Source organism: Paradevosia shaoguanensis (assembly GCF_016801025.1).
Classification (GTDB): Bacteria; Pseudomonadota; Alphaproteobacteria; order Rhizobiales; family Devosiaceae; genus Paradevosia; species Paradevosia shaoguanensis.
The window spans coordinates 363,203-386,714 of the sequence record NZ_CP068983.1 but is presented as its reverse complement, the minus strand read 5'-3'; the positions used below and the strand labels follow the sequence as shown (position 1 = coordinate 386,714).

Annotated in this window: 31 protein-coding genes; 23 read left to right on the top strand and 8 right to left on the bottom strand. The window is 65.9% G+C overall.

Annotation, left to right across the window (positions count from 1 at the left end; genetic code table 11):
• Position 1: 1 nt before the first annotated feature.
• The 7 genes from JNE37_RS01820 to JNE37_RS01790 all read left to right on the top strand — a co-directional run bounded on the left by JNE37_RS01820 (position 2) and on the right by JNE37_RS01790 (position 4,725).
• On the top strand, positions 2-1,573 hold the full coding sequence (locus JNE37_RS01820; protein WP_203065128.1) for a proton-conducting transporter transmembrane domain-containing protein: 1,572 nt from the start codon (positions 2-4) through the stop codon (positions 1,571-1,573).
• Entirely contained in the window at positions 1,570-2,049 is a 480-nt protein-coding gene (locus tag JNE37_RS01815) for a Na+/H+ antiporter subunit E (RefSeq protein WP_035032848.1), read from the top strand. The genes JNE37_RS01820 and JNE37_RS01815 overlap by 4 nt, the downstream gene beginning before the upstream one ends.
• Complete coding sequence (locus tag JNE37_RS01810; protein ID WP_035032849.1) at positions 2,046-2,366, top strand: cation:proton antiporter; 321 nt, start codon at positions 2,046-2,048, stop codon at positions 2,364-2,366. The genes JNE37_RS01815 and JNE37_RS01810 overlap by 4 nt, the downstream gene beginning before the upstream one ends.
• Positions 2,363-2,713 carry a monovalent cation/H(+) antiporter subunit G gene (gene mnhG, locus JNE37_RS01805; RefSeq protein ID WP_035032851.1) on the top strand — a complete coding sequence of 117 codons (351 nt, stop codon included), beginning with the start codon at positions 2,363-2,365 and terminating at the stop codon, positions 2,711-2,713. Before JNE37_RS01810 ends, mnhG begins: the two co-directional genes overlap by 4 nt.
• 129 nt (positions 2,714-2,842) lie before the next feature.
• Positions 2,843-3,271 (top strand): Ros/MucR family transcriptional regulator, encoded by a 429-nt coding sequence (locus JNE37_RS01800; protein WP_035032854.1) that lies wholly within the window; start codon positions 2,843-2,845, stop codon positions 3,269-3,271.
• Between the two features lie 286 nt (positions 3,272-3,557).
• On the top strand, positions 3,558-3,983 hold the full coding sequence (locus JNE37_RS01795) for a helix-turn-helix domain-containing protein (protein ID WP_246513468.1): 426 nt from the start codon (positions 3,558-3,560) through the stop codon (positions 3,981-3,983).
• The gene (locus JNE37_RS01790; RefSeq protein ID WP_203065127.1) at positions 3,973-4,725 is read left to right on the top strand and encodes a DUF6456 domain-containing protein; all 753 of its coding nucleotides are present in this window, start codon (positions 3,973-3,975) and stop codon (positions 4,723-4,725) included. The genes JNE37_RS01795 and JNE37_RS01790 overlap by 11 nt, the downstream gene beginning before the upstream one ends.
• 727 nt (positions 4,726-5,452) lie before the next feature.
• On the opposite strand, the gene JNE37_RS01785 is transcribed toward JNE37_RS01790, so the two are convergent.
• Both JNE37_RS01785 and JNE37_RS01780 read right to left on the bottom strand, forming a co-directional pair.
• Positions 5,453-5,869 carry a SufE family protein gene (locus JNE37_RS01785; RefSeq protein WP_035032565.1) on the bottom strand — a complete coding sequence of 139 codons (417 nt, stop codon included), beginning with the start codon at positions 5,867-5,869 and terminating at the stop codon, positions 5,453-5,455.
• Between the two features lie 131 nt (positions 5,870-6,000).
• Positions 6,001-6,303 (bottom strand): hypothetical protein, encoded by a 303-nt coding sequence (locus tag JNE37_RS01780; RefSeq protein WP_203065126.1) that lies wholly within the window; start codon positions 6,301-6,303, stop codon positions 6,001-6,003.
• Between the two features lie 277 nt (positions 6,304-6,580).
• On the opposite strand from JNE37_RS01780, the gene JNE37_RS01775 reads away from it, so the two are divergent.
• Genes JNE37_RS01775 through JNE37_RS01765 form a run of 3 tightly spaced genes read left to right on the top strand, consistent with a single transcriptional unit; the run spans position 6,581 to position 10,003 of the window.
• Positions 6,581-8,386: a PAS domain-containing sensor histidine kinase gene (locus JNE37_RS01775; protein ID WP_203065125.1), complete on the top strand. Its 1,806-nt coding sequence runs from the start codon at positions 6,581-6,583 to the stop codon at positions 8,384-8,386.
• Complete coding sequence (locus JNE37_RS01770) at positions 8,386-9,657, top strand: peptidoglycan-binding domain-containing protein (protein WP_203065124.1); 1,272 nt, start codon at positions 8,386-8,388, stop codon at positions 9,655-9,657. Before JNE37_RS01775 ends, JNE37_RS01770 begins: the two co-directional genes overlap by 1 nt.
• 7 nt (positions 9,658-9,664) lie before the next feature.
• Positions 9,665-10,003 (top strand): DUF1491 family protein, encoded by a 339-nt coding sequence (locus JNE37_RS01765; RefSeq protein WP_035032555.1) that lies wholly within the window; start codon positions 9,665-9,667, stop codon positions 10,001-10,003.
• Positions 10,004-10,037: 34 nt separating this feature from the next.
• Here JNE37_RS01765 and JNE37_RS01760 read toward each other — a convergent pair whose 3' ends face one another.
• Complete coding sequence (locus tag JNE37_RS01760; protein WP_203065123.1) at positions 10,038-10,904, bottom strand: alpha/beta fold hydrolase; 867 nt, start codon at positions 10,902-10,904, stop codon at positions 10,038-10,040.
• A 126-nt stretch (positions 10,905-11,030) separates the two neighbouring features.
• Here JNE37_RS01760 and JNE37_RS01755 point away from each other — a divergent pair, with 126 nt between their 5' ends.
• Positions 11,031-11,858 (top strand): class I SAM-dependent methyltransferase, encoded by an 828-nt coding sequence (locus JNE37_RS01755; protein WP_203065122.1) that lies wholly within the window; start codon positions 11,031-11,033, stop codon positions 11,856-11,858.
• A 3-nt stretch (positions 11,859-11,861) separates the two neighbouring features.
• Here JNE37_RS01755 and JNE37_RS01750 read toward each other — a convergent pair whose 3' ends face one another.
• Positions 11,862-12,428 carry a pyridoxamine 5'-phosphate oxidase family protein gene (locus JNE37_RS01750; RefSeq protein WP_203065121.1) on the bottom strand — a complete coding sequence of 189 codons (567 nt, stop codon included), beginning with the start codon at positions 12,426-12,428 and terminating at the stop codon, positions 11,862-11,864.
• A 43-nt stretch (positions 12,429-12,471) separates the two neighbouring features.
• Positions 12,472-13,611: a DUF2336 domain-containing protein gene (locus JNE37_RS01745; protein ID WP_152572046.1), complete on the bottom strand. Its 1,140-nt coding sequence runs from the start codon at positions 13,609-13,611 to the stop codon at positions 12,472-12,474.
• A 277-nt stretch (positions 13,612-13,888) separates the two neighbouring features.
• On the opposite strand from JNE37_RS01745, the gene JNE37_RS01740 reads away from it, so the two are divergent.
• Positions 13,889-14,761 (top strand): hypothetical protein, encoded by an 873-nt coding sequence (locus JNE37_RS01740; RefSeq protein WP_203065120.1) that lies wholly within the window; start codon positions 13,889-13,891, stop codon positions 14,759-14,761.
• A 4-nt stretch (positions 14,762-14,765) separates the two neighbouring features.
• Here JNE37_RS01740 and JNE37_RS01735 read toward each other — a convergent pair whose 3' ends face one another.
• Complete coding sequence (locus tag JNE37_RS01735) at positions 14,766-15,038, bottom strand: hypothetical protein (protein ID WP_203065119.1); 273 nt, start codon at positions 15,036-15,038, stop codon at positions 14,766-14,768.
• Positions 15,039-15,269: 231 nt separating this feature from the next.
• Here JNE37_RS01735 and JNE37_RS01730 point away from each other — a divergent pair, with 231 nt between their 5' ends.
• Entirely contained in the window at positions 15,270-15,686 is a 417-nt protein-coding gene (locus tag JNE37_RS01730; protein WP_035032544.1) for a DUF2147 domain-containing protein, read from the top strand.
• Positions 15,687-15,850: 164 nt separating this feature from the next.
• Here the strand turns inward: JNE37_RS01730 and JNE37_RS01725 are convergent, their stop codons facing one another.
• Positions 15,851-16,063, bottom strand: a complete 213-nt coding sequence (locus JNE37_RS01725) for a KTSC domain-containing protein (protein WP_203065118.1) — start codon at positions 16,061-16,063, stop codon at positions 15,851-15,853.
• 68 nt (positions 16,064-16,131) lie between these two features.
• Here JNE37_RS01725 and JNE37_RS01720 point away from each other — a divergent pair, with 68 nt between their 5' ends.
• Both JNE37_RS01720 and JNE37_RS01715 read left to right on the top strand, forming a co-directional pair.
• Positions 16,132-16,551: a hypothetical protein gene (locus tag JNE37_RS01720; protein ID WP_203065117.1), complete on the top strand. Its 420-nt coding sequence runs from the start codon at positions 16,132-16,134 to the stop codon at positions 16,549-16,551.
• Positions 16,529-17,845, top strand: a complete 1,317-nt coding sequence (locus JNE37_RS01715; RefSeq protein ID WP_246513466.1) for a DNA-packaging protein — start codon at positions 16,529-16,531, stop codon at positions 17,843-17,845. The genes JNE37_RS01720 and JNE37_RS01715 overlap by 23 nt, the downstream gene beginning before the upstream one ends.
• Before the next feature lie 166 nt (positions 17,846-18,011).
• Here the strand turns inward: JNE37_RS01715 and JNE37_RS01710 are convergent, their stop codons facing one another.
• On the bottom strand, positions 18,012-18,377 hold the full coding sequence (locus tag JNE37_RS01710) for a VOC family protein (protein ID WP_203065116.1): 366 nt from the start codon (positions 18,375-18,377) through the stop codon (positions 18,012-18,014).
• A 66-nt stretch (positions 18,378-18,443) separates the two neighbouring features.
• On the opposite strand from JNE37_RS01710, the gene JNE37_RS01705 reads away from it, so the two are divergent.
• The 8 genes from JNE37_RS01705 to JNE37_RS01675 all read left to right on the top strand — a co-directional run bounded on the left by JNE37_RS01705 (position 18,444) and on the right by JNE37_RS01675 (position 23,504).
• The gene (locus tag JNE37_RS01705) at positions 18,444-19,598 is read left to right on the top strand and encodes a phage portal protein (RefSeq protein ID WP_203065115.1); all 1,155 of its coding nucleotides are present in this window, start codon (positions 18,444-18,446) and stop codon (positions 19,596-19,598) included.
• Between the two features lie 169 nt (positions 19,599-19,767).
• The gene (locus JNE37_RS01700) at positions 19,768-19,959 is read left to right on the top strand and encodes a hypothetical protein (protein WP_035035225.1); all 192 of its coding nucleotides are present in this window, start codon (positions 19,768-19,770) and stop codon (positions 19,957-19,959) included.
• Positions 19,959-20,087, top strand: a complete 129-nt coding sequence (locus JNE37_RS22765; RefSeq protein ID WP_281394946.1) for a hypothetical protein — start codon at positions 19,959-19,961, stop codon at positions 20,085-20,087. Before JNE37_RS01700 ends, JNE37_RS22765 begins: the two co-directional genes overlap by 1 nt.
• Positions 20,084-20,578, top strand: coding sequence for an HK97 family phage prohead protease (locus tag JNE37_RS01695; RefSeq protein WP_203065114.1), 495 nt, complete (start codon positions 20,084-20,086; stop codon positions 20,576-20,578). The genes JNE37_RS22765 and JNE37_RS01695 overlap by 4 nt, the downstream gene beginning before the upstream one ends.
• Positions 20,579-20,588: 10 nt before the next feature.
• Positions 20,589-21,809: a phage major capsid protein gene (locus tag JNE37_RS01690; protein ID WP_035035223.1), complete on the top strand. Its 1,221-nt coding sequence runs from the start codon at positions 20,589-20,591 to the stop codon at positions 21,807-21,809.
• 270 nt (positions 21,810-22,079) lie between these two features.
• The gene (locus tag JNE37_RS01685) at positions 22,080-22,646 is read left to right on the top strand and encodes a head-tail connector protein (protein ID WP_203065113.1); all 567 of its coding nucleotides are present in this window, start codon (positions 22,080-22,082) and stop codon (positions 22,644-22,646) included.
• Positions 22,643-22,984: a phage head closure protein gene (locus tag JNE37_RS01680; protein WP_203065112.1), complete on the top strand. Its 342-nt coding sequence runs from the start codon at positions 22,643-22,645 to the stop codon at positions 22,982-22,984. Before JNE37_RS01685 ends, JNE37_RS01680 begins: the two co-directional genes overlap by 4 nt.
• 109 nt (positions 22,985-23,093) lie before the next feature.
• A complete protein-coding gene (locus JNE37_RS01675) occupies positions 23,094-23,504 on the top strand; it encodes a DUF3168 domain-containing protein (RefSeq protein WP_203065111.1) in 411 nt (136 codons plus the stop codon).
• The last annotated feature ends 8 nt before the right edge of the window (positions 23,505-23,512 follow it).

Sequence of the window (23,512 nt, the reverse complement as noted above, 5' to 3'; positions counted from 1 at the left end):
GATGATCGACACACTCACCTCTGCGGCCGACTGGGTCGTCATCCTGCCCGTGGTGCTCTGCCTTGCCGGAGCGGCGTTGCTGCTGATGGCGCGCCATGCCGGGGGGTATCTCGCGGGCTTCGCCATGCTGGTGGTGCTGGCGGTGATCGTTTGCGACCTGCAGCTTTTCGCCCGAGTCCTGGCGGAGGGCCCGCTGAGCATGACCATGGGCCGCTGGCTGCCGCCCTTCGGCATCAGCTTCACCGCCGACATCATGAGCGCCGGCTTCGCGCTGGCGGCGGCCGTGGTGACGCTCATCGTGCTACTCTACGTGCAGATGGACCCGGAAGGGCGCGACGGCACGAGCGGGCTCTATGCGCTGATCCTGCTGCTGCTCGCAGGCGTCAGCGGCGCGTTCCTCACCGGCGACCTCTTCAACCTCTATGTGTGGTTCGAGGTGATGCTGATCGCGTCCTTCGGGCTGATGGTGATCGCGGGGCGCGATATCGAGCTCGACGCGACGATCAAGTACGGCTTCCTCAACTTCCTCGCCACGAGCTTCTTCCTCGCCGCGCTCGGCCTGCTCTATGGGCTGGTCGGCACGCTCAACATGGCCGACATCATCATCTCGGCGCCCAAGGCCAATCCGGCGGCGATGGCCTCGGTGGCGGCGCTGTTCCTGCTGGCCTTCGGCACCAAGGCGGCGGCCTTCCCGGTCAATGCCTGGCTGCCCGCGTCCTACCACGCGCCGCCGCCGGCAATTTCGGCGCTGTTCGCCGGGTTGCTGACCAAGGTCGGCACCTATGCGCTGCTGCGCACGCTGGTGGCCCTGCTGCCGGGGAGCCGGGAAATCCTCGAGCCTGCCGTGGCGGTGATCGCCATCCTCACGCTCGTCATCGCGCCGCTGGGTGCCATCGCCGAGACGAACCTGCGCCGCGCGCTGGGCTTTATCGTCATCGGCGGCATCGGGGTGGTGATCTCGGGCATGGCGGTGCCCTTGCTCCAGGGAATTGCGGGCTCGGCCGTCTACATCTTCCACGCCATCCTCACCATGAGCGCGCTCTACCTCGTTGCCGGGCTCATCGAGCGCATGACGGGGGAGACCGATACGCGGCGCATGGGCGGGCTCTACGCCGCCAGCGCGCCGGTCTCGATCCTCTTCCTCGTGCTGGTCTTCGCGGCCGCAGGTACGCCGCCCTTCCTCGGCTTCTGGCCGAAGCTGCTGCTGCTCGGGGCAGGGACGGAGCTTTCCGGGCTTGCCGACGGCACGCTCGACTGGTGGGCGATCGCGGTGATCGTGGCCCTGCTGCTCAATGCCTTCCTCACCCTCATCGCCGGCACGCGCCTCTGGGCGCACATATTCTGGCGGCAGGGGCATGAAGGCGAGCGCTCGGAAGAGCCAAACGCCTCGCTGCGCCCGCTTGGCAGGGCCGAGACCTGGCTGGGTCTGGTGCCGGCCGCCGCGCTGGTGGCGCTGATCGTGGCGGCGGGCCTCTGGCCCGACCTGCTGCTGCGCTCGGGCACCGAGGCGGCGCAGGGCCTGCTCGATCCCCAGCGCTATATCGCGGCCGTCGGACTGGAGCAGGCGCCATGACCGAAATCTTCATCGGGCTCCTCCTCGCCATCATCTGGATGGCGATTTCGGGCTCCTTCACGCTGCCGAACCTGGTGATGGGCATGGCGGTAGGCTTCATCGCCATGCTGCTGCTGCGCGACCGCATCGGCGGCCAAAGGCTCTCGCGCCGCCTCATGCGCATCCTGGCGCTGGCGCTGCTCTTCATCTGCGAGCTTTTCGTGAGCGCCTACAAGGTGGCCGTGCTGGTGCTGACACCCAATATCCGCGCGCACCTCAAGCCCGGCTTCATCGCCTATCCGCTCACGGCCAAATCGGACCGCGAGATAACGCTCCTCGCGAACCTCATCACGCTGACGCCGGGTACGCTCAGCGTCGATGTCTCGGAGGACCGCAAGACGCTCTATATCCACGCGCTCGAGGTCGAGGACCGCGACGCGCTGGTGCGCTCGATCGCCACCGGCTTCGAGCGGCAGGTGATGGAGGTGTTCAAATGAGCGGCGCCGAATTCCTCAACCTCGCCACGCTCGTGGCGCTGGCCCTGCTGACGCTGGCGCTCTTCGCGGCCACGATCCGCATCGCGCGCGGCCCGACACTGCCCGACAGGGTGCTCGGACTAGATGTCCTGACGACCGTGGCCACCGGATATATTGGCGTCATCGCGGTGCGGACGGGCTTTATGCTCTATGTCGACATCGCCATTGCACTCAGCCTCGTGGCGTTTCTGGCAACTGTCGCATTCGCCCGGTATATCCTCATGCGCGGTGCAAAGGCGCGCGAGGGCTCCGAGAATGCCGGGGAGACGCGGCAATGATAGTCGAGCTCACCCAATACGTATCCGGTGTGTTTCTAGTTGCAGGCGCCATTTTTGGTCTGCTCGCTACATTGGGCATCCTGCGTTTACCTGATCTTTACACTCGAATGCACGCCGCCTCAAAAGCGGGGATTGTGGGGACCGGCCTTATTTTCGTCGGTATTGCAGTAGTCTCATTAGATGGTGCGGTCATTCTAAGATGCGTGATCGGGATATTGTTCCTGGTCTTGACCACACCCGTTTCGGCACACCTTCTAGCGCGTGCTGCCTATTTTGTAGGCTATCGACCGAGTGATCTGACTGTCATCAATGAGATGGAAGACAATACCGGTACAGAGCCCAAATGACCCGGCACGGATTCTTTTCATAATTTAACTTGCAACGCGTACTGAATCATGCAGAAACGTGTCTCGGATTTTAACGGAGCGTCGAATTCTCCCAGATCGCGCTCTAAGGAATACACAGAAGGTTCAGATATGAGCGAAATTGACGGTGCTGCGTCTTTGGCTGACAACGATCTCATCGAACTGAGTGCCGGGATCGTCTCGGCCTATGTTAGTCACAATGCACTAAGCCCCACCGACCTGGCCAAGTTGATTGTCGAAGTGCATGGGACCCTCAAGGGCCTGCAGTCGACCGAGGCGCCCGAGCCGGTCGAAGAGCTCAAGCCGGCCGTGCCGGTGCGCAAGTCGGTCGCTCCCGACTACATCATCTGCCTGGAAGACGGTAAGAAGTTCAAATCGCTCAAGCGCCACCTGCGCACGCACTACAACCTCTCGCCCGAAGAATACCGCGAGAAGTGGGGCCTGCCGGCCGACTACCCGATGGTGGCGCCGAACTACTCCGCCACCCGCTCGCGCCTGGCCAAGGACAACGGCCTGGGCCGCAAGGCCGACGGCAAGTAAGCGCCTCGGCAAGATCGAATTTGAAACGGCCGTCCTTCGGGGCGGCCGTTTTCGTTTGTCGCGCGCGATGTCCCACGATGTGGCGCACGATGTTCGCGATGCGGGCATAAGCGGCGGAGCGGGCCGCCGAGCCCTTGGCCGAGCGCTGTAGACACATGAGGTCGCGGCGGGGATTTCCCCAACGGCAGACCTGAACCACCGAACCTTGTGCAGGAAGTTATCCCCGTCCTCTCCACTTGCTGCATTATCATAGGAATAATATCCTATGTTGATTGGGAGGACATCGATGCAGATCCAGGTGGCAAATTGGGGCCAGAATGCCGGGAATACGCCGCAAGGGCTGGGGGAGGCCATGCAGGCGCAATTCCTGGGTGACTTCGCGGAAACAGGAATACTTTCCTTGGTTGCCCGCGAACGCGGCGTTCCGGTCGGCATGCTCATGCACCGCACGCGCAGCACGGCGGGCGTCGCCGAGGCGCGGCAACTGGCAATGTATCTCATGCACGTGGTGCTGCAGCGGCGCATGGCGGAGGTCGGCGCCTTTTTCGGGCGCGACCGCACCACGGTGTCCCACGCCTGCCGCGTGATCGAGGACCGGCGCGAGGACCCGGTATTCGAGGCGGAGGTGGCGCGGCTCGAAGCGGCGATCGGGGAGATCGTGGGATGCCTGCCGACCTGGCTGCGCGGCACGGGTGGCCAGCATGCGGCCTGATCGGGATGCCCTGCGCTTCGTGCGGGTTCTCGCCAGGGGCGGATCGGCGAAGCGGCGGGAACAGGAATTCGTGGCGGCGAGCGCGCGGCTCAGCGTGAGACAGGTGCGGGACCTGGTGGCGGCCGGGGTGCTGGCATTGGTGGGGGACGAATGCACGGCCGGGCCGGATGCGCGCACGTGGCTGCGGCGGGGGATGATCGAGGGGGATCAGTTCGCGGCACAGCATCAGGTGGCGGTGCGGGGTGCGGACGGGACAATAGTCAATCTCGCCGACAATGTGCTGGCACGGCTGGCGCGACCTGGGCGCGGGGAGGAGGCGTTTCTCGACGCTGCGCAGGTGGAGGCTGGGGAGCGGGTCCGGCGGCTGGCGGAACGTGCGCGTCTCCAGCCGCGGCTGACGATGAGCTATTCGGCGACGCATACGGTGAGCGGCAAGGCCGGTGGCGGGGCGGGAGAAATCGGGGATATGGCGGCGGATGCGCGGCGGCAGTTGGGGGAACTGGTAGCCATGCTACCGCGGGACTGCGCCGGGGTGGTGATGGATGTGTGCGGGCTCGAAAAGGGCTTGCAGGCGGTGGAGGCGGAACGGGGTTGGCCGCGGCGAAGCGCGAAACTGGTGCTGCGGATCGGGCTGGATCAGCTGGCGCGGCATTTCGGGCTGAGTGCGCAGGCGCGGGGGAAGGAGACGGGGAAGGTGCGCGGGTGGCTGGGGGATGGGGCTCGGCCGGGGGTGTTTGGGTAAGGGGGCAGTGGCTGGGGCTACCCCCACCTTCGTTCCCTCCCCGCAAGGGGGAGGGAGGCGATGGGGCGCGGGATGGGGTGGCAAGCCTGCGCAGTGCGTGGAGCGAGCGTGAGCTCGGGGACGTGGTGCTTTGGGCTCTCGGGCCGGTGGTCGTATCGAGCGGCGCTACAAACTCGTACTGCCCCGGGCGGAGACCCGGGGCCTATTGCACTGCGCCACTCGCGTGGAGGTATCCGTGGGCCCCGGCTCTTCGGCCGGGGAAGTGCGGTGGTGGGGCGGGTACGGTGCGTGGAGGAGGATAGGGGTGGTTCGGGGCAGCCAACGCCGTTGATGGCATCTGGCGGCGCCACAAACTCGTACTTCTCCGGGCGGAGACCCGGGCCTATTGCACGACGCCACTCGAGTGGAGGTATCCGTGGGCCCCGGCTCTTCGGCCGGGGAAGTATGGTGGTGGGGTGGGGCGGTGTTGGAAAGTGGGGTGGCACCGCGGTGGGTGGGCGCAGTGGTGCAGTGGTGCAGTGGTGGGGCGCGGAAATGCGATCGCAGGTGGCCGCTGGTGCTGCCGAGAGCTGGAGGCAGGTTTGACCGCCGGCGCTGTGAGGACACGAGCGGAGCTTTGGCCGATAGCCGGGGTTAGCCTATCGCGGATCGCCGTTTCGATGTCGCGCTCGTGGAGCTTGCGCTAGCTCGACATCCGGGCCTGGGCGACCGAAGTGCGAACCGCGCCCTACACCCGTGCCGTAGCCTCGGACCGTATCCGGTTCACCATTGCTACCAGGCCGTTCGAGCGTTGGGTGGTCAGGTGTTCGCGCAGCCCAAGTTCGTCGAAGAGGGCGATCGCGTCGGTTTGGGCGATTTCGGTGGCGGGGCGGTCCGAATAGATGGCGATGAGGATGGCGACGAGGCCGCGGACGATCATGGCGTCGGATTCGCCGCGATAGTGGAGGCGGTGCTGGTCGTCCTCGGAGGAGACGAGCCAGACCTGGGAGACGCAGCCATGGACGCGGTTTTCGGCGTTGCGCTCCTCGGGTTCGAGCGCGGGCAGGGCCTGGCCGAGTTCGATGATGTAGCGGTACCGGTCCTCCCAATCGTCGAGGAAGGAGAGGTTTTCAGCGATATCGAGGAAGGCTTGCGGGTGCGTCATGGCTTTTACTTAGTGCAAAGCGCAGGGCGATCCAACGGGGCAAAAGAAAAGAGCTGCAGACGCGGGGCAGCGTGTCTGCAGCTCAGCCGGACACCGGGCCACCTTCGGGGGATGGGGCCAATGGTCCGGCGCTAGCCCAGCCATGCCGGCCGCGGTCGGGGGACCGGGGCCGTTTCGACGGTCGATGAAATCTGCATGGGCGCGACCGCCTGGGGCTGGGCAGTGCTCTTGACGGCGGCAGAGAGGAGGGCCTTGCCGCCGACGCATTCGAGAGTGGTGCACTCGGCCTTTTCGATCTGCGCAACGATTGCGGACTGACCGGCGGCCACGGCCTGGGCAGTCACCGAGCCGGCCGCGGCGGGGAGGTCAACCCCGGGCCGGATCACGAGAAACGCCGCTACGAGCCAGAACGCCGATTTGAGAATGAACCGCAAGTCCGTTGCTCCACCGAAAGGGGACGAGTGCCGCCTTTTGCATGTCCAACACTATTGCCGGCGCTTTAATGGCGGATGCGGGCAATCGATAAAATTTGAATCAATTGCCCGAAGCCATGTGCAAGAACTTGTTTACGCTAACCGGGAAAACCAACCGCAGAACAAACACTTCGTCCCGGGAAACAGGGGCGCGTCGGGGTGCACTTAATTGTGTCTTAGGTCTTCGATGAAAGTGTGATTCCACGAATAAAAGGGGCACACCCCGGTGAGTTTTGTGATGCGTAGCCTTCTCTCTTTGGGCATTGGCAAGGAGATCGCCAGACCCGTTGCCCTGAGCGGCGGGCGCCCCGAGATTCTGCGTCGCCGCATTGCGGGCACGGCTGCCCGCGTCATCACCGCCGCTGGCGCCCTGGCGCTGCCGTTCTCGCTCTACATGCTCGTCGGCCGCGGCGTGCTGGTGCCGTTCATCGTGGCGATGGCGGGCCTGCTGACCGGCATCATGAGCCTGGCGCTGCACCAGCGCGAGCAGTACGACCGCGCCGTCGCCACCCAGATCTACGGCATGGCCGCGATCGGGCTTCTGGCGGCCATCACGCGTGCTCCATTCCTCGATTTCGGCATCGCGACGGCGCTGATGGCGCCTATCTATGCGGCGATGCTGGCCCATGGCGGGCTGCGCAAATGGAGCTGGGCGTTCGTAGCGGTCACCGCGGCGGCCTCGGCCATCGTGGCCATGCAGTTCGTGACGCTGCCGACTTTCATGGATTCCGGTTATGCCGGCATCGGCGCCTTCATCGTTTCGGGCGTGCTGGTGGGTTATGCCGCCACGCGCCTGGGCGCCGCGTTCGAAGTGCAGGATACGAGCAAGCTCAATACCTACCGCCACCTCGTCGAGCACGTGCAGGACGCCGTGATGCGATTCGGCGAGGATGGCGAAGTGCTCTTCACCTCGCAGTCGGCCGAGCGCCTTTTCGGTTGCCGCCGCTACGAGCTGTCGCGCGGCGGCCTGGGTGAGCGCATCCATGTGCTCGACCGGCCCGTCTACCTCACGGCCTTCGCCGACGCGAACCGGGACGGCAAGACGCGCACGATCGAAGTGCGCATGCGCAAGGACGACCTCGAGGGTTCGACCCGCGCCCCGCAATTCATCTGGGTGGAAGTCGCCTTCTCGCCCGTGATCGAGAATTCGGAAGGGCTGCGCCACGAAGTGGTGGCGCTCTACCGCGACATCACCGGCCGCAAGGACGACGAGGACGTGATGAAGGCCGCCCGCCAGGCTGCCGAGGACGCCTCGAACGCCAAATCGCGCTTTCTGGCGACGATCGGGCACGAGCTGCGCACGCCGCTCAACGCCATTGTCGGCTTCTCGGAAATGATGTCGACGGGCATCGGCGGCGAGCTGTCCCCGACGCACAAGGAATATGCCGAACTCATCCATCAGAGCGGCCATCACCTGCTCGACGTGGTCAAGATGCTGCTCGACATGTCCAAGATCGAGGCGGGCAAGTTCGAGCTCCAGACCGATGCCTTCGCGCCGGACGACCTGGTGGCGCCGAGCCTGCAGATGGTCGGCTCGCTGACCAAGGCCCGCAACATCACGGTCCGTACCGAGATCGCGCCCAAGATGCCGCTGCTGACGGCCGACGAGCGCGCCTGCCGGCAGATCGTGATCAACCTGCTCTCGAACGCCATCAAGTTTAGCCACGACTATGGCGTGGTGACGCTCTCGATGAAGCGGCAGGGCGAGAACATCAATATCTCGGTGCGCGACAACGGCATCGGCATGGCGCCCGAATCGATCCGCCGACTCGGTGAGCCGTTTTTCCAGGTTCAGGACGGTCTGGCGCGCCAATATGAGGGCACGGGGCTTGGTCTTTCGATCGTAAAAGGCCTGGTAGACCTCCACGAAGGCCGGATGCACGCGGTTTCCGAGCTTGGCGTGGGAACAACCATGACGGTTTTACTCCCGGTAAACGGTCCGGCGATTAAGCTGCCCGAAACGGCATCGGTCACCCCCATTCGCCGCGATACGAGCGCGCAGCAAACTTCCGTATGGCAAGACGAAAGAAAAAGAAGAGCTTAATGACGGCTTCGACCTTCACCCGCCTCCCCATGATGGCGGGTGGCGTCGTCGCATCCTCGGCTGGTCGGGTTGGCCTGTGGGCCATCTCGCACTTCGCACGAGCGCCCCTGGCCTATAGCAGCGTGTTCGTGCTCACCACGTTCTCGCTGATGGCGGCCAATAACGCTCTCTTCAACCAGCAGCACCGGCACCCGGCGCCCCTGTTCTCGGGCGGCGCCACGGCACAGGCCATGGCGCCGGTGATGGAGGACGTCGCCGAAGTGCAGCCGGCCGTGCGCCAGGCCGCCGCGCGCAACGTGCAGCCGGACTATATCAGCGATCCGGTCAGCCCGCAGACGACCGGCAGCGTGTCGCGCCAGGCGGTGGCCGAGATTCCCGATGGCGGGGCGATCGGCAATTCCAAGGTCTTCGAGGTCCAGAAGAAGCTGGCGCAGCTAAAACTCTTCGAGGGCAAGGTCGACGGTTATTACGGCCCGATGACCGCCTCGGCGATCCGCAAGTTCGAACTGGCCGCCGGCCTCAAGCCGCAGGGCGCGCTGACGCCGGACGTCGTCGAGATGATCCTGCGCGCGCCGGTCAACGACCAGATGACCATGCTCATGCAGGGCCAGGCGCAGCAGCAGCCGGCCCCGATCCAGCAGATGCCGGCCGTCCAGCCGCAGATGCAGGTGGCGGCGAGCAACAATGTCTATGTCGCCCCGCAGCAGCCCGCGATGCAGGCCCAGGCGCAGCCCCAGCAGGGGCAGGGCGTGCCGCCGCTGGTCTTCAGCCAGCCGGCCCAGCAGAACGAGCGCGTGTTGATCGCCCAGCAGGTCAAGCCGACCGCGGACGACGTGTTCAACGAAGTGGCCGACGGCGCGGCGAACGCGTTCGACTCACTGGCCAATACCGTGCAGGGTTGGGTGAGCGAGCCGGGCGGCGGTCGCCAGATCCAGGCGGCACGCAACCAGGCGCCGCAACCGCCGGCGCAGCTCGTCAATGCCCGCCAGCAGGCACCGGTGCAGCAGCGGGCAGCCGAACCGGCCCCGCAGCAGGTGGCTTCGCTGCAGGCGCCGGCCAATGCCGTCTCCTCCACCGATCCGCAGCTAGTCGCCAAGGTGCAGCGTGGGCTCGCGAGCCTCGGCTTCCTCGCCGGCTCGGTCGACGGCGTGCCGGGCGAGGCCACGGCCAAGGCGATCCGCAATTTCGAGGTCTACTACAATTACGACGTCACCGGAAAAGTGACGCCGCAGCTGGTGGACATGCTGACGGCCGCCGGAGCTGTGATATAGGGCTCCAATGAGCCAGCTCCGCACCGACCTGTGGTGCGCCGCCTTCGTGCGGCGCCACAACGATCTTGGCCAGTTCTGCGTGGTTTCGCGCCGTGGCGACCCGGTGGCCGGCCAGGTTTTCATCGAAGTCGATCATCTGAACGGAACCGTGTCGCTCTATGCGCCGGCCTCGGCTGTGGCGCGCTCGGAGGACGACGCGGCCGACCGGCTGTTCGAGCTGCGGTTCGACCACGTGGAGCCGGGGCAGGTGCGGGATCGGCTGGCGCGGGAAGAGAAGTTCGATCCGGATTTCTGGGTGCTGAACGTAGAGACGCGCGGGAGCGAGTTGGGGCTGCGGGTGGCTTAGTACACCCCGATTTAGCTCGTCTGCCCTCGCGACGTCAGCCCGACGCGCCGTTCGAGGGGCTGTGCGGACGCTGGCGGTTGCGGGCGGCCATGTCGCCCATGAAGCGGTGGAGCATGACGTTGAAGTGGTCGGGCTTTTCCCAGAAGGGGGCGTGGCCGGCGTCGGGGATGATGTGGACCTTGCCGCTCCAGAGATTGCGATAGGCAAGATTGCCGACATAGGAGAGGCGGGCGACGGGCTCGTATTGGCCGTCGATCACCGCGACCGGGACCGGCGAGCGCTCGACGACGCGCTTCTGGTCGGAATCGAGGCCCATCATGCTGGCCTTGAAGACACCGGTGCGCGCGTGGCCATCGGTGCGGCGCGCGGTTTGCGCGAAGGAAGCGGGGATTTGGCTCTCGCGGAAGCAGAGGCGCAGGAAGCGGGCGATATCCTCGTCGGTGAAATGGTCCTTGGAGGCCAGCAGCATGTCGCGGTGCATCTGGAAACCGCGCAGCAGGCCGATAGGCCCGCGATTGACCGGCGGTGCGCCGGTGATCATGAGGCCAGCCACGCGCGGATCGGTAGCGAGAAGCTCGATGCCGACATGGCCGCCCAGCGACCAGCCGTAGACGGCGGCCTTGTTGACCGACAATTCGTCGAGCACGACGCTCAGCACCTTGGCGAAGCCGCCGAAGGAATAGGTGGCAGGGTCTACCGCGTTGCTGGATTCGCCGTGGCCGGGAAGGTCGACGGCTATGATGCGGTACATTTCACCCAGCGCCGTGTTGATCTGCTTGGCGAACACATCCTTGGACGTGCCGGCGCCATGGATCATCAATAGCGGCAGGCCGCGCCCCGATGTCTCGCGGATGCGAATAGTGGCGTAAGGCGTGGCAATGGTCTTGTCGATCGCGGGCATGACGATCCCGTCTCCAGAAGTATCACGCCATTCTCATCGGCGGTTGTGTATTTGGCGTTGAGACTTGTGGTGAACAAATGCATAGCTGGCACTGAAGTATTTCGCTGATCCGGGGGGCTGGTGCGAATGACTGTCGGTGAGAATGCGCGGGACCAGGGCTATGTGCTCGGACATTCCGACCGCGAACTCGAGCGACTGGAACAGCAGGCCACCTTTTTCGGCGACATGACCCGCGACGTGCTGGTGCGCGCCGGCCTCGCACCCGGAATGCAGGTGCTCGACCTCGGATGCGGGGTGGGCGACGTCTCGATGATTGCCGCGGACCTCGTGGGCGCGGACGGGGCGGTAACGGGCATCGATATCTCGCCCGATGCGCTGGCCATTGCCGAACGCCGCGCGAAGGCCTCGGGCCGGGCGGCGGGGTTCCGGCTCAGCAGTATCGATGACTTCGAGGGCTTTGACGGGTTCGACGCCGTCGTCGGGCGCTTCATCATGGTGCACCTGCCCAAGGCGCGCGAGACGCTGGGGCGCGTCGTGGCGGGTGCGAAGCCGGGTACGATCGTGGCGTTCGCGGAACTGGACCTGAGCACGGTAAGCGCCACGGGCGAAACCCCGCTGCTCAATCGCTGCGTGCAATGGATCGCCGAGGTCTATCGGCGCGCCGGGCTCGACCCCAATCCGGGGACCGGACTCTTTGCCACCTTCCGGGCGGTGGGCCTCAAGCCGCAGATGTACGGCATGACGCGGATCGGCGATGGCGGGGACGTTCCCGGCTTCGTGTTCCTGGCGGAATCAGTGCGCTCGATGCTGCCGATGATCGAAAAGCTGGGCATTGCCAGCGCCGCGGAGATCGAGGTGGATACCTTGCTCACGCGGCTTCTGGCCGAAGCCAAGGCGGCTGACCCCTGCGTCTTTTATCCACGCTTCATCGGCGCCTGGGCACGGGTCGAATAAGGACTATTCGGCCGGTTCCTCGAAGAGGCCGGTGGGCAGGCCATCGATGCTGAACTGGTTCTTCTGACGGCGATAGGCGTCGAGACCGATATCCTTCTCCTTGGCCTCGGCCCAGCGGGTGAGGGTAGGGCGTTCGCCGGCATAGTCGAAGAGCGGAACGCCGAAGCCGCAGGATGTCTGCACCAGGTCGATATCGAGCGAAGCCATCTGGCGGGCGCCGAGGGGGTCGCTATTGCCGAACTGGTCGGCGAGCAGCGTGGCGTATTCGGCGCTGTCGCGGCGGATGATGCGGCCCCGGCCATAAAGGCGCAGAATCTTGGGCGGCCCCTCGAACGAGCAGAACATGATGGTCATGCGCCCGTCGATCCGCGTGTGGGCTGCGGTTTCGTTGCCGCTCCCGGTGAGATCGAGATAGATCACCCGGTTGGGGCCGAGGATCCGGAAGTGGTCCGTGGGGCGCGGCGAGACGTTGACGCGCGATTCCGCGGTGGCCGTGGCGGTGAAGAAGATTTTCTGCTTGAGGATGAACTCGTGCTGGACCGCGTCGATATCGGGATATTGCTTGGCCATGGCGCACCTCCGCGCCGGTTTCTAGAGGAACCGGCGCCGGGTGTCACCCGGCGCGGCGCGAGCCGATGCGCGAAAGCGCCTCGATCGCTTCGCTGAGCGCCGGATTGCGCTGCACGCGCTCGGCGGCAGTGCGGGGCTCGGTGGCGAAGGGACGATATTCGGGCTTGGTGAGCTCGAGAAGGTTCACGTCGCCACGCCAGGCGCTCATCAGGAAGGCCATCGAATCCGGGGTGACGGTGTCGAACAGGCGCGCGAACTCGGTGAGGACTGGCGACTTGTCGTCGTCATGCGACGTGGCGTGGATGAGGACCTTCAGCCCCTCATAGGCCGTGGCGCCGAAGGCGCGCAGGATGACGAAGAGGGCGGCGCCCGAAACGTCATGCGCGATCTGGCCGCAGCGAACCTCGTCGAGCCCGGTGATCTGGTGGAGGAGGCGGGTGACTTCGGGGCGCCGGTTCTCCGAAAAGAGCTTCATCAGCGCCCGGGTCAACTCGTCGGTGGCGACGCTGATCTGCTCGATGGTCTTCTTGATCGGCGCATCGGGCGTACGGCGCTCGCCGAAGGCCTTGATGACCTTGATGCGGTCGCTCTCGTTGAGATCGAAGAAGGCCGGCGCGAGGAGCGCGCAATCGAAATCGTCGCGGGCCGCCAGCGACCAGGCCACCTGGTAATCCATCTGCGCGGAGCGGGCGAGGGCGGAGAGATAGGGGCCTCGCGGGGCAATGGCGGTGTTGGTGGCGAGGGCGCGATAGACGCGGCGGCTGTTCATCTGGAAAAGCCGCGCCAGCACCACGTTGGAAAGGTCCGAGCGGCGGGCAATGGCGGAACAGGCGGCAACGTCGCCGGCCTCGATGGTCTTGAGCATGGTGGCTTCCGAGAGGGCCGGAGCGCCAAGGAGATAATCGGGCAGGTCGTCGCCGGCATTGGCCACGACCAGATCCTCGAGAAGAGGGGAGAGGTGCGCCGAGCGGCCGAGCGTGGCGGCGGCCTTGGTGCGGGCCGAGGGCGCGGCCGTCGAGAAGAGGCGCTGCACCAGGGTCTCGAACTGCTGGAGTTCGGCGGCGGTCGGCTTTTCACGCCGCGCAAAGGCATCGCAGGCCGCGACCAGCAGGGTATTGGTGCGGTCAACACCCCCGGTTTCGATCAGCAACTGAAAGGTCTCATAGGGTTGAAAGCCGAGCATCGAAGCCTGCGCCGAAGTCTGGAAAAGTCGCAAAATGAAACGCAAATCGCGTTCTACTCACTCTTTCCAGAGATTCGTTAGCGGACTGTTAACCTTGACGATCTCTTAATGAAAACCGTCGGATTAATGAGTCCGGCGCCTCGCCAGAACGGTTGGGGGCAGCAATAGGAGGCAAGCTTGGGAAAGCTCGTCCTGTTTGACAGGCCGGTGGAACCGGTGCCCAAACGCCCCCCTCGCGAGGGGATGGGGCAGATATTGATTTTCACCGGGGTCCGGTATGAGCGTCACGACAGGCCAGAACCGGATAACCGGACCAGCACCGGGAAAGCCAAGCGCAGGCGCGGGTAAGATCGCGAAGGCATTGCTGGCCCTGGCACTCGTCGGAGCCGTAGCCGCGTGTGCGCGGCCGGTGGGCGATTTCGGCCGGGCGCAACCCAGCTTCACCCACGACGTGGCCATGCCCGCCGTCGGCAAGTGGCGCGCGGCGCAAGCCGGCGAGCCCGTTTCCAATTTCAACCAGACCGACCAGGAACGGCTGATGCATGACCGCGTCTGGCGGTTCCTCATCGCCCCGCATGGTCGCGACTGGGCTTTCGACAGCTCGGTAGAACTGCAGCGCACGCGCATCTACCCGGCGCGCGACAGCCGCTTCACCGTCGACCGCTATTACGGCACGCTCAAGAAAGACCCCTACCAGTCCTCGCGCGTCCGCTACCGGCGCGTGGGCAGCGATATCGACACCGACATCGCGCTGATGCCTTCGACATTCGCCGCCATCTGCGACGTGATCGAGGTGGACCGCCAGCGCGCCGAAGCGCTGCGCTCGCTGGGCATGGGCAGTCCGATGTCGGCCGAGGTCGCCGCACGGCAGGCCGAGAACGGGCAGTACATCTCCTGGTTCACCCGCGCCGTTCGCTACCGCTACGATTCCTACTCATACGCGCTCGACCACCTGCTGGTGGAAACGCCGCACGAGGAAGCGCGCGCGGTCGATGCGAGCCTGAGCCGGTTGCTGGTCTATGTGCAGGCAGCCGAAAAGGCGGACTTCTGTCGTGGGGCAGGGGCGTTCAACGGCGGCCACGAGAGCCGGGCGCTGCCCTCGCGCATCTACATGACGCCGAACGACTACGAAGGCGAGTACCGCAAGTAGCGGACTATTCGGCCGCCAGGCCGAAGGACGAGATATCGGCCGCCGCCATGGTGCGGCGGGCGAGCTCGGCGGCCTTGACGTAGAGAGCATATTCCACATCGGCGGCAGACGTGCCCGGGCCGACGTCGGCCCAGACCTTGAGCGCTATGCGATGTTCGCTGACGCGGCCGCCCGAGACTTCGCGCAGGGTGACGCCGGCAGTGGCCAGTACACGGCCCGCCAGAGTCGCATGCGGACGGATTTCCGAAAGGCTCCAGTCCTTTAGCTGGAAAGACATCGCTATGTTCCTCTCGAATCCGTAGGCGGGAGGGGAACTATTGCGGCGCGAGGCCCGCAAGGAAACGTCGCCTTTCGTAGTTTGCACAGCTTGGTTGGTCGAATTGCAGCCATCTTTTCGGAGGACGGCTGCGCCGTGCCGGGTCGATGAACGGCAGATGAACGGGCGGTTGGCACGCCGTTCAAGCGTCGCGGGCCATAAGCCCCGAAACATCACATCCGGAGACGTTCTGTGCCCCTCTTTGCAAGAAAGATCGCCGCCGCAGCCATGGCGCTTGCGCTCGGTATCGCCCCAGGCCTGGCCGCCGACGTGGTCAAGGCCTCCCTTCCCAAGGCCGCCAACCCGGTCGGCACTTGGCAGACGACGAGCGGGGATGCCCGCTTCAAGGTTTCGATGTGCGGCGACGGCACGCAGATCTGCGCCAAGCTGACCTGGCTGCGCAAGGATGCGCGCAACGAAGACAACCTGCGCTATCTCAACAAATACGTGGTCGAAGGCGCCCGCGCGGTCGAGCTCAACAAGTGGCGCGGCACGGTCAACTACAAGGGCGAGGCCATCGCCGGCTCGATGACGCTCGTGGGAGATGTCATGAACCTGCAGGGCTGCAAGGGCGTGTTCTGCCAATCCATGCAGTTCCAGCGCCTCTGATTTTTTCGAACTTTTTTCGGACCGCCCGGACTATCCCCGTCCCGGCGATCCTGCACAAAGGGCGGCTCCGGCGGCCCTTTTTCGTTTTCTAAGGCGCGGTTTCGAGAAGTTATTCATGCGTCACGGCGATCGGCTATAGTTTTGCTACGGTCGCAGAAATGGGGCTAGCGCTCCCGGTCTTCGACCTCACGATAACGGAAACGGTCGCGGATGCGGGCGTTGAAGAACCGGCCTTTCGAGAAGGCATCGCGAAAGGCGGCGACGGTCTGGGGCGGAACGGCCTCGTAGTCGTAGCGCTTGCCGGTGGGCACGAACCAGACCGAGAGCGTGCGGCTCTCCGGATCGTAGCGAAAATTTTTGATCGCAGTCGACGGCATGGTGGCCTCGTGCAGTTCCAGAACTGGAACTCGTGGGGAAGCCTGCGGTTGCGCGCATGGAGGGCTGATTGGTCAAGGACGATGGCTTTTGGGCCGCGGTGCGGGCGGACTACGAAGCGCGCCAGGTGAGCGTGGAAGCGGTGGCCATGCGCCACGGGCTGACGGTCGGCAAGATCGCCTACGCCGCCAAGGAGAATGACTGGAAACGGCGCTACCTCAAGCATGTCAAACCCGAGAGCAGCTTCCAGCGGATGTTCCGCGTGATCGAAGCGCATCTCATCCGCCTGGAGGCAACGGAAATCACGATGGAAACCGAAGGCAGCAAGGAAGTCGCGCTCCTGGGCAATCTCTGCAAGACGCTCGAAAAGCTCATCGAGATCGACAAGGCCCGGCCGCAGGCCAAGCGCAACAGCGGCAACCAGAGCAAGGAAATGACGGACCTCACCAACAAGCTGGTGCGCCGGATTGAACAGCTTAAGCGCCGATGAAATCCTGCGCCTGCGCGCCATGCTCGTCGAGCTGGCGCTGACGGCGCGCAGCCGCGAGGAGATCGAACGGGCCATTCCACCGCATCTGCGGCCGGGGCTTTTCTATTTCTGGCCGGTCTGGGCCCGCGAACAGCAGGACCCGCCGCCGGGCGACTGGACGACATGGCTGCTCATGGGCGGCCGTGGCTCGGGCAAGACCCGGGCGGGCGCCGAATGGGTGCGCCAGCTCGCGACGGGTCCGGAGCCGGTGACGCCGATCGCGCTGGTGGGTGAAACCATGACCGAGGCCATCGCCGTGATGGTCAAGGGCGTGAGCGGCATCCTGTCGGTGCATCCGGAGGCTACGCGCCCGGTGCTCAAGGGCACGACGCTGACCTGGCCGAATGGGGTGGAGGCGACGGTGCTTTCGGCCTCGGACCCCGACCGGTTCCGTGGACCGCAATTCGCGGCGGCGTGGTGCGACGAGGTCGCCAAGTGGCCGCAGGCGGAAAGCGCCTGGGACATGCTGCAATTCGGCCTGCGTCTCGGCGACCGGCCACGGCAATTGGCGACGACAACGCCCAAGCCGACGCGGCTGCTGCGCCGCCTGCTGGGCGACGGCCAGACGATCGTGACGAAGATGAAGACCGAAGAGAACAAGGCGCACCTGGCCGAGGGCTTTCTCGATGCCGTGGTCGGACGCTATCGCGGCTCGGTGCTGGGGCGCCAGGAGCTCGACGGCGAGATGATCGAGGACCTGCCGGACGCGCTGTGGAACCGCGATATGTTCCGCCGCCATCGCGGCGGCGAGCTCGGGCGCGTGGTGGTGGCGGTGGACCCGCCGGTGACCGGCGGGCCGAGGGCCGATGCCTGCGGGATCGTGGTGGCGGCACGAGTGGGCGAGGGCGCGGCGATCCTGGCGGATTGGACGATATCGGGTGCGCGCCCGCTCAACTGGGCACGGCGGGCAGTGCGGGCGTTCAAGGAGTTCGAGGCCGATTGCATCGTCGCCGAGGTCAACCAGGGCGGCGATCTGGTGAAGGCCGTTCTGGCGCAGGTGGATACTGAAGTGCCGGTGCGCGGCGTGCGGGCAACGCGCGGGAAATGGCTGCGAGCGGAGCCGGTGGCGGCGCTCTACGGCAGGGGGCTCGTGGCGCATGCCGAGGGGTTGGCGGCGCTGGAGGATGAAATGTGCGCGTTCGGCGCCGACGGGATGGCGGAAGGGCATTCGCCGGACCGGGTGGATGCGCTGGTCTGGGCGGTGACGGAGTTGATGCTGGGCGAGAGGGTGGGGCCGCGGGTTCGGGGGTGGTGAGGTTGGGGGTATGGTGGTTGTGGCTCACCCCCCTCCCATCCTCCCCCGCAAGGGGGGAGGTGTTTCGATCCAGTTGCCGGTGTGTGAAGCGCTCAACAAGCACGATCTGCACCTCCCCCCTTGCGGGGGAGGATGGGAGGGGGGAGCCGCACCCCCGATCCCCCGTTCACTCCGCCGGCTGCAACAGCTCGATGCGGTTGCCGAACGGGTCGGCGATGTAGACGCGGTCGTAGCCGGGGAGTGGTTCGTCGGTGGTGACGTCGACGCCGGAGGCCTTGAGATGCTCGACCAAGGCCGGCAGGTTCGCCACGCGGAAGGCGGGGTGGGCCTTGCGGGCGGGGACGAAGTTCTGTTCGACGCCCAGGTGGACCTTGAGGTCGCCGTTGGCGAACCAGGCGCCGCCGCGTTTGGCGAGGTTTTCGGGCTTGGCTACTTCGGAGAGGCCGAGAATGCCTGAATAGAAGGCGCGTGCCTCGGGCTCGCGGCCGGGCGGCATGGCGAGCTGGATATGGTCGATGGCGAGAAGTGTCATTGACGTCCTTTGCGGAAGGTCCACGTGGCCGATCTGCTCTTTCTAGTCTGAATCAGGGATATGAACATGGCCAACTGGCTCACCCGCCTTGCCGGCGGGCGATTGAACGCGCCTGCCGAACGCAAGTCGAGCGGACCGCAGGCATTGTTTTCGCTGGCGCAACTGGGCGAGGCGAACTGGACCAAGCGTGGCTTCGTGAGCCTGGCCAATGAAGGCTTCGCCAAGAACCCGGTGGTCTATCGCTGCGTGCGCATGGTGGCGGAAGCTGCCAATTCGGTGCCGCTCGTGGTCGAGGAAAACGGCCGGCGCACGAGCGATCATCCGGTGGTGACGCTGCTCCGCCGCCCCAATCCGCGCCAATCGGGCAGCGAACTGCTCGAGGCGGTCTATGCCTACCTGCAGACGGCGGGCAATGCATATCTCGAGGCGGCGATCGTCGAAGGCCAGGTGCGCGGGCTCTTCTGCCTGCGGCCGGACCGGATGAAGGTGGTGGCGGGCAAGGATGGCTGGCCGGCGGCCTATGCCTATTCGGTGGGTGGACGGACCCGGCAGCTGAGCCAGGAGCCGGCGCCGGTGCCGAAAGTGCTGCACATGGCGCTCTTCCATCCGCTCGACGACCATTACGGTATGGCTCCGCTCGAGGCGGCGCAGCAGAGCCTCGATATCCACAATGCCTCGGCGCAGTGGAACAAGTCGCTGCTCGACAACGCGGCGCGACCCTCGGGGGCGCTGGTCTATTCGATGGGCGAGGGCAACCTTTCGCCTGACCAGTTCGACCGGTTGAAGACGGAGCTGGAGGAGCATTTCGCAGGGGCGATGAATGCCGGCCGGCCGATGGTGCTCGAAGGCGGGCTCGACTGGAAGACCATCGCGCTTTCTCCGCGCGACATGGATTTCATCGAGGCACGGCATGGAGCGGCGCGCGATATCGCGCTGGCCTTCGGCGTGCCGCCGATGTTGCTGGGGCTGCCGGGCGACAATACCTATTCCAACATGGTCGAGGCCAACCGCGCGCTGTGGCGGCAGACGGTGATGCCGCTGGTGCGGCGGGTGGCCGATGACCTGAGTTACTGGCTGGCGCCGGCTTTCGGTGGGGCGACTTTGGTGCCCGATTTCGATGCGGTGGATGCGCTGGCGGAGGATCGCGCGGCCATGTGGGAGCGCGTGGGGGCGGCTTCGTTCCTCAGTGATGAGGAGAAGCGGGAGTTGTTGGGGGTTTGAGGGCGCGGAAATCGCAACCACCACCGTACTTCCCCGGGCGGAGACCCGGGGCCCACGGATGCGCCACTCAGGTGGAGGGGTGCAATAGGCCCCGGCTCTGCGGCCGGGGAAGTACGGTGGTGGGGAGGGATGAGGGGCCCTCACAACCCGTCTTTGGCAAGGAGACATCATGGATGAACTCACGCGCACCGTCATTGCGCGGGGCGATCTGGCGCATCTGGCGCTGTTCCTATGGGCGACGATGAGTTCGACGCTGCTCGTCTGGGCGTTGCGGGAGCTGGCGGCGGCGAACAAGCGGTTCAACGACTTCGTGCACGAGATCGCCACGATCAATCAGCTGTTCAGGCGAAAGGACGAGTGATGGCGCAGAAGAACAAGCCCGAAGCCAACCAGGTTTTCCGGCAGTTTGCCTGGAACCTGGCGGGGACGCTGGCGGGCGTCAAGGCCGGGCAGGGCCAGCCAGCGGGCGGCAAGGGGGACAAGCGGTGAGCGGCATTCCGATCGACGAGACGGGGCGGTTCGCCGGCTATGCCAGCGTGTTTTCGCAGGTGGATGGCGGGGGCGACGTGGTGATGCCCGGTGCCTTTGCCCGGACCCTTGCCCGGCGCGGGGCCGAGCGCATCCGCATGCTGTTCCAGCACGACCCCAAGGAGCCGGTGGGCACCTGGGAGCGCGTGGTGGAGGACGGCTTCGGCCTCTGGGTCGAGGGGCGCCTGGTGCCGGGCGTGCCGCGCGCCGATGCGCTGCGCAGGCTTATCGAGCGCGGGGCCATCGATGGGCTCTCCATCGGCTTTCGCACGGTGCGGGCCACACGCGAGGCCAAGTCGGGGCATCGCAGGCTCTGGCAGGTCGACCTTTGGGAAATCTCGATCGTGAGCTTCCCGATGATGGAAGGCGCCCGCATTGCCGGCGTGCCCTCCGAAAACCGCCTGCAGCGCGCGCTGCAGCAGACGATTTCACTTCTCAAAACCTCCCAATAAGGAAGCTCTCATGACCGAGACGGTGACCGACGGCCTTGAAATCAAGGCCGGAGCGGGCAGTGACAATACTGCTCTCTTCCAGCTGATGAACGCCTTCGAGACGTTCAAGCAGGACAACGACGCGCGCCTGGAGCGCCTCGAAAAGCGCGGCGCAACCGATCCGCTGACCGAGGAAAAGCTGGAGCGCATCAACGCCGCGCTCGACGGCTACAAGGCGGCCATGGACCGGACGGCGCTGGATCGCGCCCGCCCGGCGCTCGAAGGTGGGCGCAGCGAAGCGGGCGACGAATACAAGGAGGCCTTCTCGGCCTACGTGAAGCGCGGCGAGGAGAAGTCGCTGTCCATCGGCACCAATTCCGATGGCGGCTACGTGGTGCCGGGCGAGACCGAGGCGGAGATCACGCGTCGCCTGACCGAGATCTCGCCGATCCGTTCGATCGCCGGTGTGCGCCAGGTCTCTTCGGCCGTCTACAAGCGCCCGATCTCGATCTCCGGCCCGGCGACGGGCTGGGTGGGTGAGAAGGACGCACGTCCACAGACGGCCAGCCAGACCATCGATGCCATCAGCTATCCGGCCATGGAGCTCTACGCCATGCCGGCCGCCACCGCGAGCTTCCTCGACGATGCGGCGGTGGATGTGGGTCAGTGGATCGCCGACGAGGTGAACGCGGCTTTCGCCGAACAGGAAACGGCAGCCTTCATCAATGGCGACGGCGACAAGAAGCCGACCGGCTTCCTGCACTCGACGCTGGTGGCTGAAAGCAGCTGGGCCTGGGGCAAGCTCGGGTACCTCGCGACCGGCGTCTCGGGCGATTTCCCGAGCGCGGACCAGTCCGACGTGCTCATCGACCTCGTCTATGCACTCAAGGCCGGCTACCGCCAGAATGCGAGCTGGGTGATGAACCGGCGCACGCAGGGCGCGATCCGCAAGCTCAAGGATACCGAGGGCAACTACCTCTGGCAGCCGGCGACGGCGCCGGGCGCCAATGCCACGCTCCTGGGCTTCAACCTGGTCGAGGCCGAGGACATGCCCAATATCGGCGCGGGCACCACGCCCATCGCCTTCGGCGACTTCCGCCGCGGCTACCTGATCGTGGACCGCCAGGGCGTCAACGTGCTGCGCGACCCGTTCTCGGCCAAGCCCTACGTGCTGTTCTACACGACCAAGCGCGTGGGCGGTGGCGTGGCCGACTACGACGCGATCAAGCTGCTCAAGTTCGCGGCGAGCTAAGCGGCGCAAGCGCTCTCCGACACCGTCACAACCACTGAACTTCCCCGGCCGCAGAGCCGGGGGCCCACGGGTTTCTCCACTCGAGTGGAGGATGGCAATGGGCCCCGGATCAAGTCCGGGGAAGTCCGGTGGGTGGGGCGACCATCGCAACCTCATCTACCGGTGCAATGGAGTACGGACCCTGGGGCTCGCCCCCACCCCGACCCTCCCCGCAAGGGGAGGGAGGACGGAGCCGCGGCAGCGTGCTCGAAATCAACAAGGACCAACGAAATGACGTCTTACCTTCTCGCCGGACCGGCGCAGGAGCCGGTGACGCTTGTGGAGGCCAAGGCTTTCCTCAGGCTCGACGACAGCGCCGAGGATGGGCTGGTCTCAACGCTCATCACCGCGGCGCGCCTGCATGTCGAGGGCATTACCGGCCGCGCGCTGATGGCGCAGGACTGGCGCGTGGTGCTCGACGCCTGGCCGCCCGACCGCAGCGTCAGGCTGCCGGTGACGCCGCTGATGAGCGTCACGAAGATCACCGCCTATGACGGCGATGGGATCGGACACGAGATTCCGGTGGCCCAGTTCTGGCCGGAGAACGGCAGGCTGCTCTTGCCGCTCAACGTCGCCGGCATGCCGGTGCTGCGCGAGCGGCAGGGTATCGAGGTCGATTACCGTGCCGGGTTCGGCGAGGCGGCTTCGAACGTGCCGGCGGATCTGCGGCAGGCGCTGCTGGCGCTGGTCGGCTACTGGTTCGAGCACCGCGACGCGGTGATCGTGGCGGGCTCGGGCGCGGTGGTGCCATCCGGCTTCGATCGCGTGATCGCGCCTTATCGGAGCGTGCGGCTATGAGCGAGCACATTCCGGCATTGGGCACGCTGACCGACCGCGTGCAGATATTGCGGCGCGAGATGACGGGGGAACCCGAGGGCGGCCATGCCACGCTCTTCGTGCCGATCGCCACGGTCTGGTCGCGGGTGCGTCCGCTTTCAGGTCGGCAGGGCGTGGGCGCCGACGGGCGCGGCGTGACGGTGAGCCACAGCGTGGTGATGCGTTTCCGCCCGGACGTGAAGCCGGGGGATCGCGTGGTCTATCGCGGGCGGCGGCTGGAGGTGGTGACGGCGGGAGATATCAACGGGCGGCGGGCGTATCTGAGCTGCTCGTGCGCGGAAAGTGCGGTGACGGGATGAGGGGGGCGGTGTTTGAGGCCTACCCCCACCCCTGTCCCCTCCCCGCAAGGGGGAGGGAGACGTCGAGGCGCGATCGGACCGGTACGCTCCCTCCTTGCGGGGGTGTTCCATGACCCATCCCATCGTTTCCCTCCAGGCGGCGCTGGTGACGGCGTTTCGCGCGGATGCGGCTTTGATGGCGCTGATAGGGGCCAACGCGATTTTCGATGCGCCACCGCTCGGGGGCGCGGGCAGTTACGTCGTGGTGGCGCGGCACGATATGCGGCCGCGCGATGGCGACCTGATGCCGGGCAACGAGCATCGGCTGGTGCTGCATGTCTGGCACGCTGACCCCTCGCGAAAGGGCGCGCTGGCCATTGCCGAGCGGCTGGCGGCGGTGGCGTTCGAGGCCGATCTCGACGATGCGGAACTGACCGTGACGCACCGCCGGCACGAAGGCACCGAGACGGCCATCGACAAGGATACGGGCAAGGCGCGGGCGGCCCTGGCGCTTCGCTTTCATACGGAACCCACACTTTAGGAGCGCCT